The sequence below is a fragment of the Solirubrobacter deserti genome (assembly GCF_027587175.1).
GTDB classification, from domain to species: Bacteria; Actinomycetota; Thermoleophilia; order Solirubrobacterales; family Solirubrobacteraceae; genus Solirubrobacter; species Solirubrobacter deserti.
In genome coordinates this window covers 1-14,551 of record NZ_JAPCID010000077.1, presented here as the reverse complement: position 1 = coordinate 14,551, position 14,551 = coordinate 1, and the positions used below count along the sequence as shown (strand labels likewise).

The 14,551-nt window shown below is 72.0% G+C and carries 13 protein-coding genes and 1 pseudogene; 10 read left to right on the top strand and 4 right to left on the bottom strand.

Annotation, left to right across the window (positions count from 1 at the left end; all coding sequences use genetic code 11):
• Positions 1 to 44: 44 nt before the first annotated feature.
• From OJ962_RS32045 to OJ962_RS32035, 3 genes are read right to left on the bottom strand one after another with little or no spacing between them, the layout of a single operon-like run.
• The gene (locus OJ962_RS32045; protein ID WP_202952375.1) at positions 45 to 1,325 is read right to left on the bottom strand and encodes a lipopolysaccharide biosynthesis protein; all 1,281 of its coding nucleotides are present in this window, start codon (positions 1,323 to 1,325) and stop codon (positions 45 to 47) included.
• Complete coding sequence (locus tag OJ962_RS32040) at positions 1,322 to 1,951, bottom strand: class I SAM-dependent methyltransferase (RefSeq protein WP_270006871.1); 630 nt, start codon at positions 1,949 to 1,951, stop codon at positions 1,322 to 1,324. Before OJ962_RS32040 ends, OJ962_RS32045 begins: the two co-directional genes overlap by 4 nt.
• Positions 1,948 to 2,994 (bottom strand): glycosyltransferase family 2 protein, encoded by a 1,047-nt coding sequence (locus OJ962_RS32035; RefSeq protein WP_202952376.1) that lies wholly within the window; start codon positions 2,992 to 2,994, stop codon positions 1,948 to 1,950. Before OJ962_RS32035 ends, OJ962_RS32040 begins: the two co-directional genes overlap by 4 nt.
• 47 nt (positions 2,995 to 3,041) lie before the next feature.
• Here OJ962_RS32035 and OJ962_RS32030 point away from each other — a divergent pair, with 47 nt between their 5' ends.
• The 10 genes from OJ962_RS32030 (at position 3,042) to OJ962_RS31985 (ending at position 13,746) form a co-directional block, all read left to right on the top strand.
• A complete protein-coding gene (locus tag OJ962_RS32030) occupies positions 3,042 to 4,619 on the top strand; it encodes a hypothetical protein (protein ID WP_202952377.1) in 1,578 nt (525 codons plus the stop codon).
• A 136-nt stretch (positions 4,620 to 4,755) separates the two neighbouring features.
• Entirely contained in the window at positions 4,756 to 6,375 is a 1,620-nt protein-coding gene (locus OJ962_RS32025; RefSeq protein WP_270006870.1) for an ArnT family glycosyltransferase, read from the top strand.
• Positions 6,376 to 6,378: 3 nt separating this feature from the next.
• Positions 6,379 to 7,023 (top strand): SanA/YdcF family protein, encoded by a 645-nt coding sequence (locus tag OJ962_RS32020; RefSeq protein ID WP_202952379.1) that lies wholly within the window; start codon positions 6,379 to 6,381, stop codon positions 7,021 to 7,023.
• 30 nt (positions 7,024 to 7,053) lie between these two features.
• Positions 7,054 to 8,169: a bifunctional diaminohydroxyphosphoribosylaminopyrimidine deaminase/5-amino-6-(5-phosphoribosylamino)uracil reductase RibD gene (gene ribD / locus OJ962_RS32015; protein ID WP_202952380.1), complete on the top strand. Its 1,116-nt coding sequence runs from the start codon at positions 7,054 to 7,056 to the stop codon at positions 8,167 to 8,169.
• Positions 8,170 to 8,171: 2 nt separating this feature from the next.
• Entirely contained in the window at positions 8,172 to 8,753 is a 582-nt protein-coding gene (locus OJ962_RS32010; RefSeq protein ID WP_202952381.1) for a riboflavin synthase, read from the top strand.
• On the top strand, positions 8,750 to 10,015 hold the full coding sequence (locus tag OJ962_RS32005) for a bifunctional 3,4-dihydroxy-2-butanone-4-phosphate synthase/GTP cyclohydrolase II (RefSeq protein WP_202952382.1): 1,266 nt from the start codon (positions 8,750 to 8,752) through the stop codon (positions 10,013 to 10,015). The genes OJ962_RS32010 and OJ962_RS32005 overlap by 4 nt, the downstream gene beginning before the upstream one ends.
• Positions 10,012 to 10,419 carry a 6,7-dimethyl-8-ribityllumazine synthase gene (gene ribH, locus OJ962_RS32000; RefSeq protein ID WP_202952383.1) on the top strand — a complete coding sequence of 136 codons (408 nt, stop codon included), beginning with the start codon at positions 10,012 to 10,014 and terminating at the stop codon, positions 10,417 to 10,419. The genes OJ962_RS32005 and ribH overlap by 4 nt, the downstream gene beginning before the upstream one ends.
• A 27-nt stretch (positions 10,420 to 10,446) precedes the next feature.
• Positions 10,447 to 10,989, top strand: coding sequence for a ferritin-like domain-containing protein (locus OJ962_RS31995; protein ID WP_202952384.1), 543 nt, complete (start codon positions 10,447 to 10,449; stop codon positions 10,987 to 10,989).
• Positions 10,986 to 11,507: a ferritin-like domain-containing protein gene (locus OJ962_RS31990; protein ID WP_238931097.1), complete on the top strand. Its 522-nt coding sequence runs from the start codon at positions 10,986 to 10,988 to the stop codon at positions 11,505 to 11,507. Before OJ962_RS31995 ends, OJ962_RS31990 begins: the two co-directional genes overlap by 4 nt.
• Positions 11,508 to 11,589: 82 nt before the next feature.
• Entirely contained in the window at positions 11,590 to 13,746 is a 2,157-nt protein-coding gene (locus tag OJ962_RS31985; protein ID WP_270006869.1) for a spermidine synthase, read from the top strand.
• 50 nt (positions 13,747 to 13,796) lie between these two features.
• Here OJ962_RS31985 and OJ962_RS31980 read toward each other — a convergent pair.
• Positions 13,797 to 14,551 (bottom strand): annotated as a pseudogene (locus OJ962_RS31980) (hypothetical protein); the annotation flags it as partial.

The window sequence follows — 14,551 nt, the reverse complement described above, 5'->3', positions numbered from 1 at the left end:
CAGTGTTTAGGCCAGGTGTGCAACCACCTGCCCCGGCGGCCCCCTCAGGCCGCCGGGGGTGGCGCGTTGCTCGGGCGTCGGTACACGACGGCGAGCAGCGCACACAGAAGGCTCGCCGCGCCGAGGTACCCGACCTCGGCGCGGAGGAGCTCGTCGTCGATCACGCCGACGAGCATCCAGGCGACGAAGATGGCGGCACTGAACAGCCAGGCGGCCGCGGCGGTCGGCGCGTGGTCGCGCGCGAGCGCGGCCTGGTTGAGCGTGCCCGCGGCGAGGTGGAAGCCCATGCCGAGCGCGACGGCGACCAGGCCGAGGCGCCCGAACGTCTTGTCGTCCTCGAACAGCAGGTCCATCGCGAACGGGCCGAGGATCAGCAGCCCGAGCGCGACCGCGAGCGCGAAGCCAGCGATGGCGAGGATCGTGACCCGGATCGCCTTCTCGAACTCGGCCTTGCCCTGCTGGGCCTCCAGGCCGGCGAGGTGGGGGAGGAGCGAGCCCTGGATCGCCTGGAAGAGCTGCAGCGGCGCGCGCGTGATCATCAGCGCGTTGAACACGTAGCCGGCAACGGCCGCGTCCGTGGCCGTCAGGTCCGCGGTGATCACGCCCGCGTTGAGCAGCGTCTGCTCGGCCAGCATGATCGCCAGCACGGCGATCGCGAAGCGCCCGCCGCGGGCCATGCTGAGCTCGTCGTCGCGCTTGGGCGCGCTCTCCCTCGGCCGGCGGCTGAACGCGAGCGGGACGACCACCAGGGACACGAACGGCGCCGCCGCCATGCCCATCGCCACCACGGATTGCCCCTCAGCGATCCCGATCACCACCGCGACCGCGAACAGCAGCCGCGCGTTGGCCTCGATGAACACTAGCCCGCCGTAGAGCCCGAACCACTGGTGCCCGGCGAGCCAACCGCGGGCGAAGTAGCTCGCCGCGTAGGCCAGCACGGCGATCACCAGCACCCAGTACAGGGCGCTGGACCCGTCGAACAGGTCGTTCTCGATCGGGTCCTTGAAGATCAGCGCCACCACCAGGAACGTGAGCGCGAAGGCGGCCTGGATGGTCATCGGCGTGCGCAGCGGATGGCCGGACTCGTAGCCGCGGGCGCGGCGGTCGGCGATCGTGCGCGAGAGCAGCTGCTCGATCGGCCGGTACAGCACCGACACCGTCACGAACAGGATCGACCACAGCAGCGAGATCGCCTTGTAGTCGACGTCGTCCAGCGCGTAGGAGGCGACGCTGAAGTACGCAAAGGTGACGAGACCGGTGGACGCGATCCCGAGGCCGAGCAGCTTGGCTCCGGCGCCGTAGCCGGAGCCTTTGGCCTTGCTCACACCCGGACTAGGAGCATGGTCCACGGGAAGGGCGAGCGAGTCTCCTCGACCGTCCCGTAGCGCGAGAGCAGCTCCACGAACGACTTGCGCGACCAGTGGTTCAGGTGCCCGGGCGTGTTCCCGAGGTCCTTGATGTACGCGCCGCGGGCCATGTTGAGCCCGCGCCACAGCGGCTCGCGGGGGACGCTGACGAGCAGGTGCCCGCCGCGGGCGACGCGCGCCATCTCGGACACCGTGTGCGCCGGGTCGGGCACGTGCTCGAGCACCTCGATCGCGGACGCGAGCTCGAATTCGCCGTCGCCGAACGGGAACGTCTCCGCCTTCATGATCTTGTACTCGAGGTTCGGCGCCTGGCGCTTGGCCCACTCGGCCTGGATGGTCGGGTCTTCGAGGTCGATGCCGACGATGCGCCCGTCGCGCAGGCGCTGCGCCCACTTGTGCGTGAGCACGCCCTCGCCACAGCCGACGTCGAGCACCGAGCGCGGCGACGCCTTCGCCCACAGCTCGTCCAGCGTCCGCTCGAAGCCCGCCATGAGCTTCTTCACGACCGGGTTGGTGGAGCCGTACTTGTCGTAGGTGTTGCCGGTGACGGTGCCCTCGGCATCACGGGTGACGGTGCTGCTCACAGCTTGATGGCCTCTCGCTCTTCGGTCTTGCCCGCGTTCGCGCCCGTGGTGGGCGGCTGGCCCGTCGGCGCCGCGCCGGGCTCGTAGTGCGACGGCGGCACCTTGGCCTGCAGCTCCAGGCGCCGGACGCGCTCGAAGATCCGCTGCAGCATCGTGCGGTGGCCGCTCAGCAGGTCGCCGAGGATGCCGATCGCGAACAGGACCACGGCGGCGTTGAACAGCACCGCGCCGAGGATCAGCGACTGCACGTGGCCGGCGCCCTCACCCTGGAACCAGAAGATCAAAAAGCGCGTCCACACGCCGACCGAGGCGACACCGAGCAGCGTCGCGAGCGTCATGAAGACCTTCAGCGGCTCGTACATCGAGTAGATGCGGAAGATCGACACCATGTTGCGGCGCACGTACTGCCACATGGACTTGAACAGCCGCGACTCGCGCGTCTTCTCGTTCGTCCGGATCTTCACGTGGTCGACGGCGACGGTCATCTTGCCCGCCTGGATGATCGTCTCCAGCGTGTACGTGTACTTGGACACGACCTGCAGCTGGAGCGCGGCCTCGCGGTTGTAGGCACGGAAGCCCGAGGTCGTGTCCGGCACGTCGGTCTCCGACGCCTGGCGCACGACCCACGAGCCGAGCCGCTGCAGCGACTTCTTCAGCGGCGAGAAGTGCGCGATCTCCATCACCTGGCGGTCGCCGACGACCATGTCGGCGTTGCCGGCCAGGATCGGCGCCACCAGGTCGGGGATGAACGACGCGTCGTACTGGTTGTCGGCGTCCGTGTTGACGATCACGTCCGCGCCCAGCTTGAGCGCCGCGTCCAGGCCGGCCTGGAAGCCGTTGGCCAGACCCTTGTTGTTCGTCAGCTTGACGATGTGGTCGACGCCGTTGGCCCGCGCGACCTCCACCGTGCGGTCGGTCGACCCGTCGTCGATGACGAGCCATTCGACGCTCTCGAACCCGTCCACCTCGCGCGGCAGATCGGCGAGGGTTCCGGGGAGCGTCTCCTCTTCGTTGAGGCAGGGGATCTGGATGATCAGCTTCATCGCTTCGGACGAAGACGGTACCGCGCGCGTCAGACTTATCGGCTCGCATGGAGGGTTCCACGCTCACCCGGCCGGAGTCGGGCACCACTTCCGCACGGCCTCGGACCAGCGTCTGGGAGCGAGGCGACGGCCTCGCCAAGGTCGCGTTCGCGCTGCTGTGCGTGGCGACGCTCGTCGGCTTCTTTGTGTTCCCGACCTACCCGGTCTACGACTCCTACTACTCGCTGCTGTGGGGGCGCGACCTGTGGCACGGCGACGGGCTCGTGTTCGACGGGTTCCGCTACCCGACGCAGCACCCGCTCACGATCGCCGCCGGCTTCTTGTTGCAGTTCTTCGGCGAGTACGCGGATCGCCTGTGGGTGCTGGCGATCCTGGCCTCGTTCCTGGTGCTCGTCGCGGGCCTGTACCGGCTCGGGAAGATCGCCGCCACGCCCCTGGTGGGCGCGATCGCGGCGGCGCTGCTGCTGACCCGCTTCGACTACCCCTTCCTGGCCGCCCGCGGCTACCTCGACATCCCGTACATGGCGCTCGTGGTGTGGGCCGCGATCTTCGAGTGGCAGCGCCCGCGACGCGGCGTCTCGGTGCTGATCATGCTCTCGCTCGCGGGCCTGCTGCGCCCCGAGGCGTGGTTCCTGGCGGCCATGTACTGGTGCTGGGTCGCGTGGAAGGCGAGCTGGCGGAACCGTGTGCTGTACGCCGCGCTGGCGGCGAGCGGGCCGCTGATCTGGTGCGCCGTCGACTACGTGGTCACGGGCGACCCGATGTTCTCGCTCAACTACACGTCGGCGAGCGCGGAGGACCTGGGCCGCCAGCGCCCCTTGAGCGAGCTGCCGGCGGCGATCCCGACGTTCTTCGAGAACCTCGTCAAGCTGCCCGTGTTCGCGGCCGCCGGCGTCGGCCTGGTGTTAGGAGTTGTGATCTCGCCGCGGCGGATGACCATGCCGATCGTCGTGCTGGCCTCCGGGCTGGTCACGTTCATCGCCATCGGCGTCGCCGGCGCGTCCGTGATCGAGCGCTACCTGGCCGTGCCCGCGCTGGCGCTCATGGTGTTGGCCGCGGTCGCCATCGGCGGCTGGACGATGCTGCTCCCGGGCTGGGTTCGCACGACGTGGATGGTGGGCGCGATCGCGATCGTGATCTTCGGCGTCGTGTTCACCGCCACCCGCCTGAACCTCGCGCGCTTCGACAACGAGCTGCGCTTCCGCGGGCAGGCGCACGCGGACCTCACCGAGGTGCTGAGCGACCCGCGCGTGAAAGCGGGGCTGCGCTGCGGGCCCCTGACCGGTCCGAACCACAAGATCGTCCCGGACGCGCGCTGGATCGCCGGCACGGCCGAGGGCACCGTGCTCGCGCGCGAGTGGGTGGACCGGATCGAGCGCCAGGAGCGCGACGCGCTCGCGGGCAAGACCAAGAACGGCGAGCCGATCGAGCGACCCGACGCCGAGGACCTCGCGCGCGCCCGCTCGACACACGAGCGCGGCGTGGCGATCGTCGTCACGAGCCGCTTCGCGATCTTCAAACACGCCTGGAGCGACCGCGCCGACGACCCGCTCATCCAGGTGCCGCCCGCGGGCTTCCAGCGCGTGAAGACGACCCGGTTCTACGCGGCGTATGTCCGCTGCTAGCAGCGGCTCATCCGCGCCGCGCGCGACCCCCGTCCGCGCGGAACATCCCCCTCCTCGGGCAAAGCCCGGTTCCGCGCGACCGGGGTCGCGCGCGGCGTGGCCGGCTGCGCTCGTCGCCCTGTTCGCGGGGGCGTTCGTGCTGCGGATCGTCGGCTTCAAGACCGGGCTGCCGTACGTCTACAACGCCGACGAGAACGCGCACTTCGTGCCGCGGGCGATCGGCATGTTCGGGCACGGCTGGAACCCGGGCTACTTCATCAACCCGCCCGCCTACACGTACGTGCTGCACGTCCTGTTCGCGATTCGTTGGGGGACCGACCCGGCGTCGATCGGCGGCGCGTTCGCGGCCAGCCCCACCGACGCGTTCGCGATCGCCCGTGCCACGTCGGCGTTCCTGGGCGCGCTCGCGGTCCCGCTGACCGCGATCGCCGGCGCGCGGCTGTTCGAGGACAGGCGCGTCGGCTTGATCGCGGGCGCGCTGCTGGCGGCCGCGTTCCTGCCCGTCCACTACAGCCACTTCGCCCTCAACGACGCGCCGACGATGGCGCCGCTCGCGTTGGCGCTGGTCGGTGTCGCGGGCATCTACCGCACGGGACGGATGCGCGAGTACGTGCTCGCGGGTGCGGGGCTCGGCCTGGCGATCGCGACCAAGTACCAGGCGGGGATCGTGGTCGTGACGATCGTCGCCGCGGCGTTCGCGACCCCGGTGGTGCACAGCCGCGTCAAGGGTCTGGCGTTCGCCTTCGCGCCGATGCTGCTCGCGTTCCTGATCGCGAACCCGTACGCGCTGCTGGACCGCACGCAGTTCATCGACGACCTGCAGAAGCAGACGAGCACCGCCGCGGGCAGCGAGGGCGGCGGCAAGCTCGGGCTGGCGAACACGAGCGGCTGGACGTACTACCTGGGCACGTTCACGTGGGGCTTCGGGTGGCTGCCTTCGCTGCTCGCGCTGGGCGGGATCGGCGGGCTGATCGCGCGCCACCGCCGGTTCGCGGCGGTGCTGGTCCCGGCTCCGATCCTGCTGCTGGCCTACTTCGGCAACAACACGCGCTTCTTCGCGCGCTGGATGCTGCCGATGTACCCGATCCTGGCCATGCTGGCGGCGTGGGCGATCGTGGCGGTGGCGAGCCGCTTCAAGCCCCGCGTCCTGATCCCGGCGCTGGCCGTGCTGGCGCTGCTGCAGCCGCTCGTGTTCAGCGTCCACAACGACGTGGTGCTCGCGCGCGACGACACGCGCCAGGTGGCGCGCGACTGGATGGCGCGCAACCTCCCCGTGGGGACCAAGATCGTGATGGAGCCGATCGCCCCGGACCAGTGGGCCACCGATGCGGGTCGGCCGCTGTTCGGCGACCCGCCGGTCGGCACGGGGTCGGGCGCGCGCTGGAACAAGTACCCGACGTCCCGTTCCTGCTGGCTCAACGGGCGCCTGGTGGACGAGCGCCCGTGCCCCGTGGTCAAGCTCGAGGACTACGAGCGCACGCTGCGGCCCGCGCTGATCGACTCCTACGTCAACGGCGACTTCTGCTGGGTCGTCAGCGGGTCGACGCAGGCCGGCCGGGCGGCCGCGGACCCTGAAGAGGTGCCGCAGGCGCTCGACTACTACCGGGCGTTGCGCGAGCGCGGAGAAGAGGTCTTCCACATCAGCCCGTACGGCGAGCGCGGCCGCGTGCCGTTCTCGTTCGACTACTCGTTCAACTACTACCCGCTCGACTACGAGCGTCCCGGGCCGGAGATCACCATCTATAGGGTGTGCTGACGCATGAGGCGCGTGCTCGTGATCGCCGCCGGACTGTTGGTCGTCGTCCTCGGCGGCTCCAACCTGGTGGTGTGGCTGGGCGGCCGCGGCGTCACGCACGACACGCGGGACGTCCCGCGGGCGCAGGCGGCGCTCGTGCTCGGCGCGCAGGTGATGCCCAACGGCGCGCCGTCCTCGATGCTGTCGGACCGGATCACCGCCGCCGCGGAGCTCTACGAGGCCGGCCGCGTCGACAAGCTGTTGCTGTCCGGTGACCACGGCCGCCGGACCTACGACGAGGTCGGCACCATGAAGCGCATCCTGCTCGCGCGTGGCATCCCGGCCGAGGACATCTTCACCGACCACGCCGGCTTCGACACGTGGGACTCCGCGCAGCGCGCGCGGCGCGTGTTCGACGTCGAGTCCGCGGTGGTCGTCACCCAGCGCTTCCACATGGCCCGCGCGCTGTGGGACGCGCGCCGCGCCGGCCTGAGGGTCACGGGCTACGCGGCCGACAAGCGCGACTACGGCCGCGTGATGCCGCGCCTGCAGGTCCGCGAGGCCGCGGCCCGCGTGAAAGCCATCGGCGACACCGTCACGGGCGCCGACCCCCACTTCCTCGGCCCGGTCATCCCCATCACGGGGGATGGCCGCACCTCGTGGGGTTGATTGCCGAGTCAATATCGTGTGGAGCGTCCCGTGAGCACCCTAGAAGCCACCGACCATCTCCACCTCGCCCGCGCCGTCGAGCTCGCCGAGGGTGGACGTGGCGCGACGAGCCCCAATCCGCTCGTCGGCGCGGTGATCGTGCGCGACGGCGAGGTGCTGGCGGAGGGCTTCCACGCCGAGCTCGGCGGGCCGCACGCGGAGCGCGCCGCGCTCGCCGCGTGCGAGGACGCGCGCGGCGCGACGATGTACGTGTCGCTGGAGCCGTGCGCGCACACCGGCCGCACGCCGCCGTGCACGGAAGCGATCCTCGAGGCGGGGATCGCCCGCGTGGTCATCGCATCCGACGATCCGACCGAGAAGGCCGCCGGGCGCGGCCCCGGCATCCTGCGCGACGAGGGCGTGGAGGTCGTGTTCGCCGACGGCGAGCTGGCTTCGCGGGCACGGCGCCTGAACCAGCCGTTCCGCAAGCACGCGCGCACCGGGCGGCCGTGGATTCTCTTCAAGTCGGCGATGACGCTCGACGGCAAGGTCGCGACCCGCACCGGCGACTCGAAGTGGATCTCCGGCGAGGACTCGCGGCGGCTCTCGCACCACTGGCGCGCGGAGGTCGACGCGGTGGTCGTCGGCATCGGCACCGCGCTGGCCGACGATCCGCAGCTCACCGCCCGGATCGAGGGCGTGCGCCGCCAGCCGCGCCGGATCGTCTTCGACTCCGAGGCCCGTCTCCCGCTCGACTCCCAGTTGCTGCGCGGCGCCGCCGAGGTCCCGCTGACCGTCGTCGTGACCCGCGCCGCGCACCGCACCGCCGTGGACGCGCTCGAGGTGGCCGGCGCGGACATCATCACGGCGACCGGCGCGAACGAGCCCGACCGCGTGCGCAACGCGCTGGCGCAGCTCGGCGCGTCCGGCATCACGTCGATCCTGCTGGAAGGCGGGCCGCACCTGGCGGGCGCGTTCCTGGACGCGGGCGAGGTGGATGAGATCCGCCTGTTCGTCGCGCCCGTGGTGCTGGGTGGCTCGTCCGCGCGCGACCCGCTCGAGGGCGAGGGCGCCGAGCGCATCTCGGAGGCGCTGCGCGCGCTGTCGCTGGACTGCGCGCGGGTGGCCGACGATGTCCTGATCACCGCACGCATGCGGGAGTGGTAGCCATGTTCACCGGGCTGGTCGCGGACCTGGGCGAGGTCGTGGGTGTCGACGCGGGCGACGAGGGCGTGCGGCTGACCGTGCGCACCTCACTCGCGCCGGAGATCGCCGAGGGCGACAGCGTCGCCGTCAACGGCGTCTGCCTGACGGCGACGAACATCGCCGACGGCGCGTTCTCCGCCGACGTCATGAACGAGTCGCTGCGGCGCACGTCGCTCAGCGAGGTGGCCGCGGGCCGCAGCGTCAACCTCGAGCTGCCGCTGCGCGCGCACGACCGGCTCGGCGGGCACTTCGTGCAGGGCCACGTGGACGGCGTCGCGACCGTGCGCGACGTGCGCGAGGACGGCTTCGCGCGCGTGGTCACGTTCGACGCCGCGCCCGAGCTGTTGCGCTACATCGTCGAGAAGGGCTCGATCGCGGTGGACGGGGTGTCGCTGACCGTCTCCGCGGTGGATGAGGACTCGTTCGCGGTGTCGCTGATCCCGGAGACGCTGGAGCGGACGACGCTGGGCACGGCCGAACCCGGCCGGCCCGTCAATCTGGAGGTGGACGTGCTCGCCAAGTACGTGGAGAAGCTCGCCCGATGAGCTTTGCGACGGTCGAGGAGGCGCTCGAGGAGATCCGCGCCGGGAAGATGGTCGTCGTCTGCGACGACGAGGACCGCGAGAACGAGGGCGACCTCACGATGGCGGCGCAGTTCGCCACGCCCGAGGCGATCAACTTCATGGCCAAGGAGGGGCGCGGGCTGATCTGCCTGGCGCTCACCCCGGAGCGCTGCGACGAGCTCGGCCTGGACCTGATGGCGGCCAAGAACGAGTCCCCGTTCGAGACGGCGTTCACGGTCTCGGTCGAGGCCCGCGACGGGATCACGACCGGCATCAGCGCCGCCGACCGCGCGCGCACGATCCAGGTCGCGATCGACCCGGGCGCGGCGCCGCGCGACCTCGTCCAGCCCGGCCACGTCTTCCCGCTCAAGGCCAAGCCGGGCGGCGTGCTCGAGCGCACGGGGCAGACCGAGGCGGCCGTCGATCTCGCGCGCCTGGCCGGGCTCAACCCGTCCGGGGTGATCTGCGAGGTCATGAACGACGACGGCACGATGGCCCGCGTCGACGACCTCGAGCGCTACTGCGCCAAGCACGGGCTGAAGATGATCACGGTCGCCGACCTGATCGCCTACCGGCGCAAGCACGACCGGCTGGTCGAGCGCGTCGTGGAGACGCGCCTGCCCACCGGCTTCGGCGACTTCACGGCGGTCGGCTACCGCGCGCTGCTGGACGGCAAGCACCACGTGGCGCTGGTCAAGGGGGAAGTCGCGGGGGAGGAGGACGTGCTCGTGCGCGTGCACTCCGAGTGCCTCACCGGCGACGTGTTCCACTCGCTGCGCTGCGACTGCGGCGAGCAGCTGGAGAGCGCGCTCTCGATGATCGAGCGCGAAGGTCGCGGCGTCCTGCTCTATCTCGCGCAGGAGGGCCGCGGGATCGGCCTGCTGAACAAGCTCAAGGCCTACAACCTGCAGGACCGCGGGCTGGACACCGTGGACGCGAACCTGGAGCTCGGCCTGCCCGCCGACCTGCGCGACTACGGCATCGGCGCGCAGATCCTCGTCGACCTCGGGTTGTCGTCGATCCGGATCCTCACCAACAACCCGAAGAAGATCCGCGGGCTGGAGGGCTACGGGCTCAGCGTCACCGCGCAGGTGCCGATCGAGCACGCCCCGAACCCGCACAACGAGGCCTACCTGCGCGCCAAGCGCGACCGCATGGGCCACACGTTGCACCACCAGGGTCTCGCGCTGGACGAGCAGATGGTGCACGAAGAAGCCGTCCATGACCGGGAGGGTCGTTCGTGAAGTTCGCCATCGTCGTCGGTCGCTTCTACGAGGACCTGGCGGAGCGGCTCGTCGCCGGCGCGCAGGGCGTCTTCGGCGGCGAGGCCGACGTGTTCGACGTCCCGGGCGCGTTCGAGCTGCCGCTGGCGGCGCAGTACCTGGCCGAGACCGGGCGCTACGACGGCGTGGCCTGCCTCGGCGCGGTCATCCGCGGCGAGACCGACCACTACGACTACGTGTGCGCCGAGACCGCCCGCGGGATCATGAAGGTGTCGCTCAAGACCGGCGTCCCGTGCGCGTTCGGCGTGCTCACGGTCGAGAACATGGACCAGGCACTGGCCCGCACCGGCGGCGGCAAGCGCGACCAGGGCGCGCACGCGGCCGAGGCGGTCATCACGCTGGCGCGGCTGAAGACGTCGTTGTAGCCGGTTCGCCTCGTAGGCTCGGAGGCGATGCAGCGACGTTCGCTCCTGCTCGCCGCCGGAGCGAGCGCCGTGTTGACCGCGTGCGGACAGGATCCCGCGGCCGGACCGAACCGGCCCGGCGTCTCGCGGGCGGACGTCGAGCTGCTCAACGAGGCGCTCGCCTTCGAGCACGTCGAGGCCGCGTTCTACGCGGCGGCCGCGGCCCGGGACGAGCGGTTCGCGGAGCTGGCGGCGCAGGAGGCCGAGCACGTGGCGGCGCTCACGCGCGCGGTGCGCGACGCCGGCGGACGGCCCGTGGGCGGTGCGGACGTCGCGCTGCGGCTGCCGGCGCGGGACGCCGTGCCCGCGCTCGCGCTGCGCATCGAGGAACGGCGGGCGGCGGCCTCGCTGGACCTCGTGTCGCGGCTCGGGAACCCGGGGTTGCTCGCGGCCGGGCTGGCGCTGCACGCGGTCGAGGCCCGCCACGTGATCGCGCTGCGGGAGCTGGCCGGCGTGGCGCTCGCGCCCACGGAGGCATTCGGCGCGCCGGCGCGGGGCGCGCTCGAGGAGGTGCGGACGTGGCTCGCATGACCCGCGGCGCGTTCCTGCTCGCGCTGGCGTCGCCCCTGGCGCTGCCGGCGGGGGCGAGCGCGGTCGAGCGCGACCGGAGCGTGCTCAACTACGCGCTGCTGCTCGAGAAGCTGCAGACGACGCTCTACGAGGAGGCGCTGAAGCTGAGCATCGGCTTCGACCTCGGCGGGCTGCTGCGCACGTTCGCGGATCATGAGGAGGCGCACGTCGAGCGGCTGACGGCCCTCGGCGGCGTACCGGCGACCCTGCGCTTCAGCTACGAGCTCGAGACCCGCGAGGAGTTCCTGCGGCTCGCGCCGACCGTCGAGGACACCGTGGTGGGCGCGTACGTCGGCGCGATCCCGGCGGCCGAGACGCCTGAGGTGCGGGCGCTGCTGGCGAGCATCGTGCACGTCGAAGCCCAGCAGGCGTCCACGCTGCGAGCGCTGGCGGGCGAGCCGGCGGCACCGCTCGCGTTCGAAGAGGTGATGAGCCGGCCCGTCCTGCTCGACCGCGTCCGACCCTTCATCGCCACGTGAGGGGCAACGCTCGCCTGACGGCTCGCGTTGCTGCGAGGGCTTGCCCAGAGGGCTCGCCCTCGCGCGCCCGGCGGAGCGGGGCGTGACGGGTGACCGCCGTGTCGTGGCCCTGTTCTCGGCCACGATGCTCACGAGCGCGATCCTGCTGTTCGCGGTCCAGCCGATGGTCGCGCGCTTCGTCCTGCCGACGTTCGGCAGCGCGCCGCAGGTGTGGGCGGTGGCGCTCGTGTTCTTCCAGGCCGTGCTGCTGCTCGGGTACCTGTACGCGCACGTCTCCTCGAGCCGGCTGGGGGTACGGCGGGCGCTCACGCTGCACGGCGTGCTGCTGGTCCTGCCCGTGCTCGTGCTGCCGCTCGGCGTGCCCGCGACGGACGCCGGCACGTCGGCGGGCAACCCGGCGTGGGCGCTGCTCGGGCTGCTCACGGTGTCGGTCGGGCTGCCGTTCTTCGTCGTCTCCACCACCGCGCCGCTGCTGCAGCGCTGGCTCGTGAACACGGACCATCCCGCGGGCCGGGACCCGTACTTCCTGTACCGGGCGAGCAACTTCGGGTCCGTGCTCGGGCTGGTGTCCTACCCGCTGCTGTTCGAGCCGCGGCTGGCGCTGGACGACCAGGGCCGCTGGTGGACGTGGGGCTACGTGCTGCTGGCGGTGCTGCTGTTCGCGTGTGCGGCGTTCGTGTGGCGCAACGCAGGAGCGGCGCGACCGGTCGAGCGTGGCGCCGACGAGCAGCTCACGGTCCGGCGGCGGCTCACGTGGCTCGTGCTGGCCGCGGTGCCCTCGGGGCTCGTCGTCGCGGCGACGACCGTGCTGACGACCGACGTGGCGCCGATCCCGCTGCTGTGGGTGCTCCCGCTCGGGCTCTACCTGATCACGTTCATGATCGCCTTCTCCAGCGGCGGGCGCTCGCGCTGGGTGTTCCGGGCGTCGGTGTGGCTGATGCCACTCGCGATCCTGGCGGTGGCGGTCGTGACCGTGGCCGAGATCCGCAGCCCGCTGTGGCTGATCCTCACGGTCCACCTCGTGGCGGTGTTCCTGGTGGCGATGGTCTGCCACGGCCGGCTGGCGCAGGACCGGCCGGCGCCGCAGAAGCTGACGACCTTCTACCTGGTGGAGTCGGCGGGCGGCGTGCTCGGCGGGGCGTTCGCGGCGCTGCTCGCGCCGCTCGTGTTCAACGCGCTGTGGGAGTACCCGCTGTTCCTGGTCGGCGCGGCGCTGCTGTGGCCGGGCGTGCGCGGCGTGAAGCCGCGCCGGGTCTGGGATCTCGCGTGGCCGGTCGGGCTCGGTGTCGCGGTGTACGTGGCCTTGACGGAGCTGTCGTACGAGAACGCGGTGCTGATCGCGGGCGCGGCGGTGTGCGTGCTGTTCGCCCTGCGGCGCCCGGCGCGGCTGGCCGCGGGGCTCGCGGCGCTGTTCCTGGCGGGCACGTGGGGCGTCGCGGCGGCGGGCACGCCCGTGATCGAGCGCGAGCGCAACTTCTTCGGCGTGCGGACCGTCGAGCAGGGCAGCGGCGTGCGCTCGCTGGTGCACGGCACGACGCTGCACGGCAACCAGCTGCTGCGCACCGGCCTGCCGCAGCCGACGACCTACTACCACCCGGCGAGCCCGATCGGCCAGCTCGTGACCGGTGGGCCGCGCGGGATCACGCGGCGTACGGCGGTCGTCGGCCTCGGGACGGGCACGATGGCGGCCTACAGCCAGCCCGGGGACGAGTGGACGTTCTACGAGATCGACCCGGAGATCGTCCGCGTGGCGCGCAACCCGCGCTATTTCACCTACCTGCGGGACGCGCCCGGCGCCACCGAGGTCGTGATCGGCGACGCGCGGCTGTCGCTGGAGGAGGCGCGTGACCGCACGTTCTCGCTGATCGTCGCCGACGCCTTCAGCTCCGACGCGATCCCGACCCACCTGATCACGCGGGAGGCGATCGACCTCTACTTCCGCAAGCTCGTGGACGACGGCGTGCTCGCGTTCCACATCTCCAACCGCTACATCGACCTCGAGAGCGTGCTCGGGAACCTCGCCCGTGAAGCGCGGCTGGCGTGCTACGCCGGCGACCTCGACGCGCCGCTGGGCGAGGGGATCGAGGAGGCGAACGCCTCCGCCTGGGTTGCCCTGGCGCGCCGCCCCGAGGACCTCGGGGACATCGCCGGCGACGGCCGCTGGCAGCGCTGCGAGACCGGCCCGGACTCGCACACGTGGACCGACGACTACTCGAACATCATCAGCCTGCTGCGCTAGCCACGTGGCCCGCGCCCGCGGCCGCGCTCACCGCGCGGGCCCCGATCTCTTCAATCCTGCCCGGCGTCGCGGCGCGCCTGGCGGAGCATGTCCCGGACCTCGCCGGCGTCGTTGTCGCCGAACTCGTCGAGACGGCGCTGCAGGATCGGGATGGCCGCCGCAGGCTGGCCGAGGCCGACCAGCGCGGCACCCTCCTCGAACAGCGCGTACCCGCACGGGCTGAGCTCCTTCGAGCCGGCGCACAGCTGCTGCGCTTCGCGGGCCTTGGCCAGCGCGGTCTCGAAGTCACCGTTGCGGCGCGCGTTGAAGCCCTCGACCTGCGCCGCGGTGGCTGCGTCGAGGTCGGGCTCGCCCTGCGCCTCCGGTGTGGGCGTGTCCTCAGGCGTGGGCTCGGAGGTCGCGGTCTCGGTCGGCTCGGGCGTGGCCGTCTCGGTCGGCTCCGGGGTCGGCGTCTGGGTCTCTTCAGGCGTCGGCTCGGGGGTCGACTCACGCGTGGGCTCGGCGGTCGGCTCCTCGCGCGCCTGCTGGCTCGGCTCGGGGTCGTCGCTGCGGTTGGCGAGCGCGTACACGCCCGCGCCGGCGAGCAGGACCAGCGCCACGAGTCCGACGATCAGGGCGGTCGCACCGGAGCGGCGCCGCTCGGGGTCGCCGGCCGAGCCGGCCGTGAGCGGGCCTGGACCGTCATGTCCGCCGCCGGCCGGCGCCGCCCCGCGCCGGTCGCCGCCACCCGGCCCTGCCGCGGCGTACTCGGCCGTATCCCCGTCGCTGCGCCCGGCCGCGCTCGCCGCCCCTGCGCCGTCGCCCC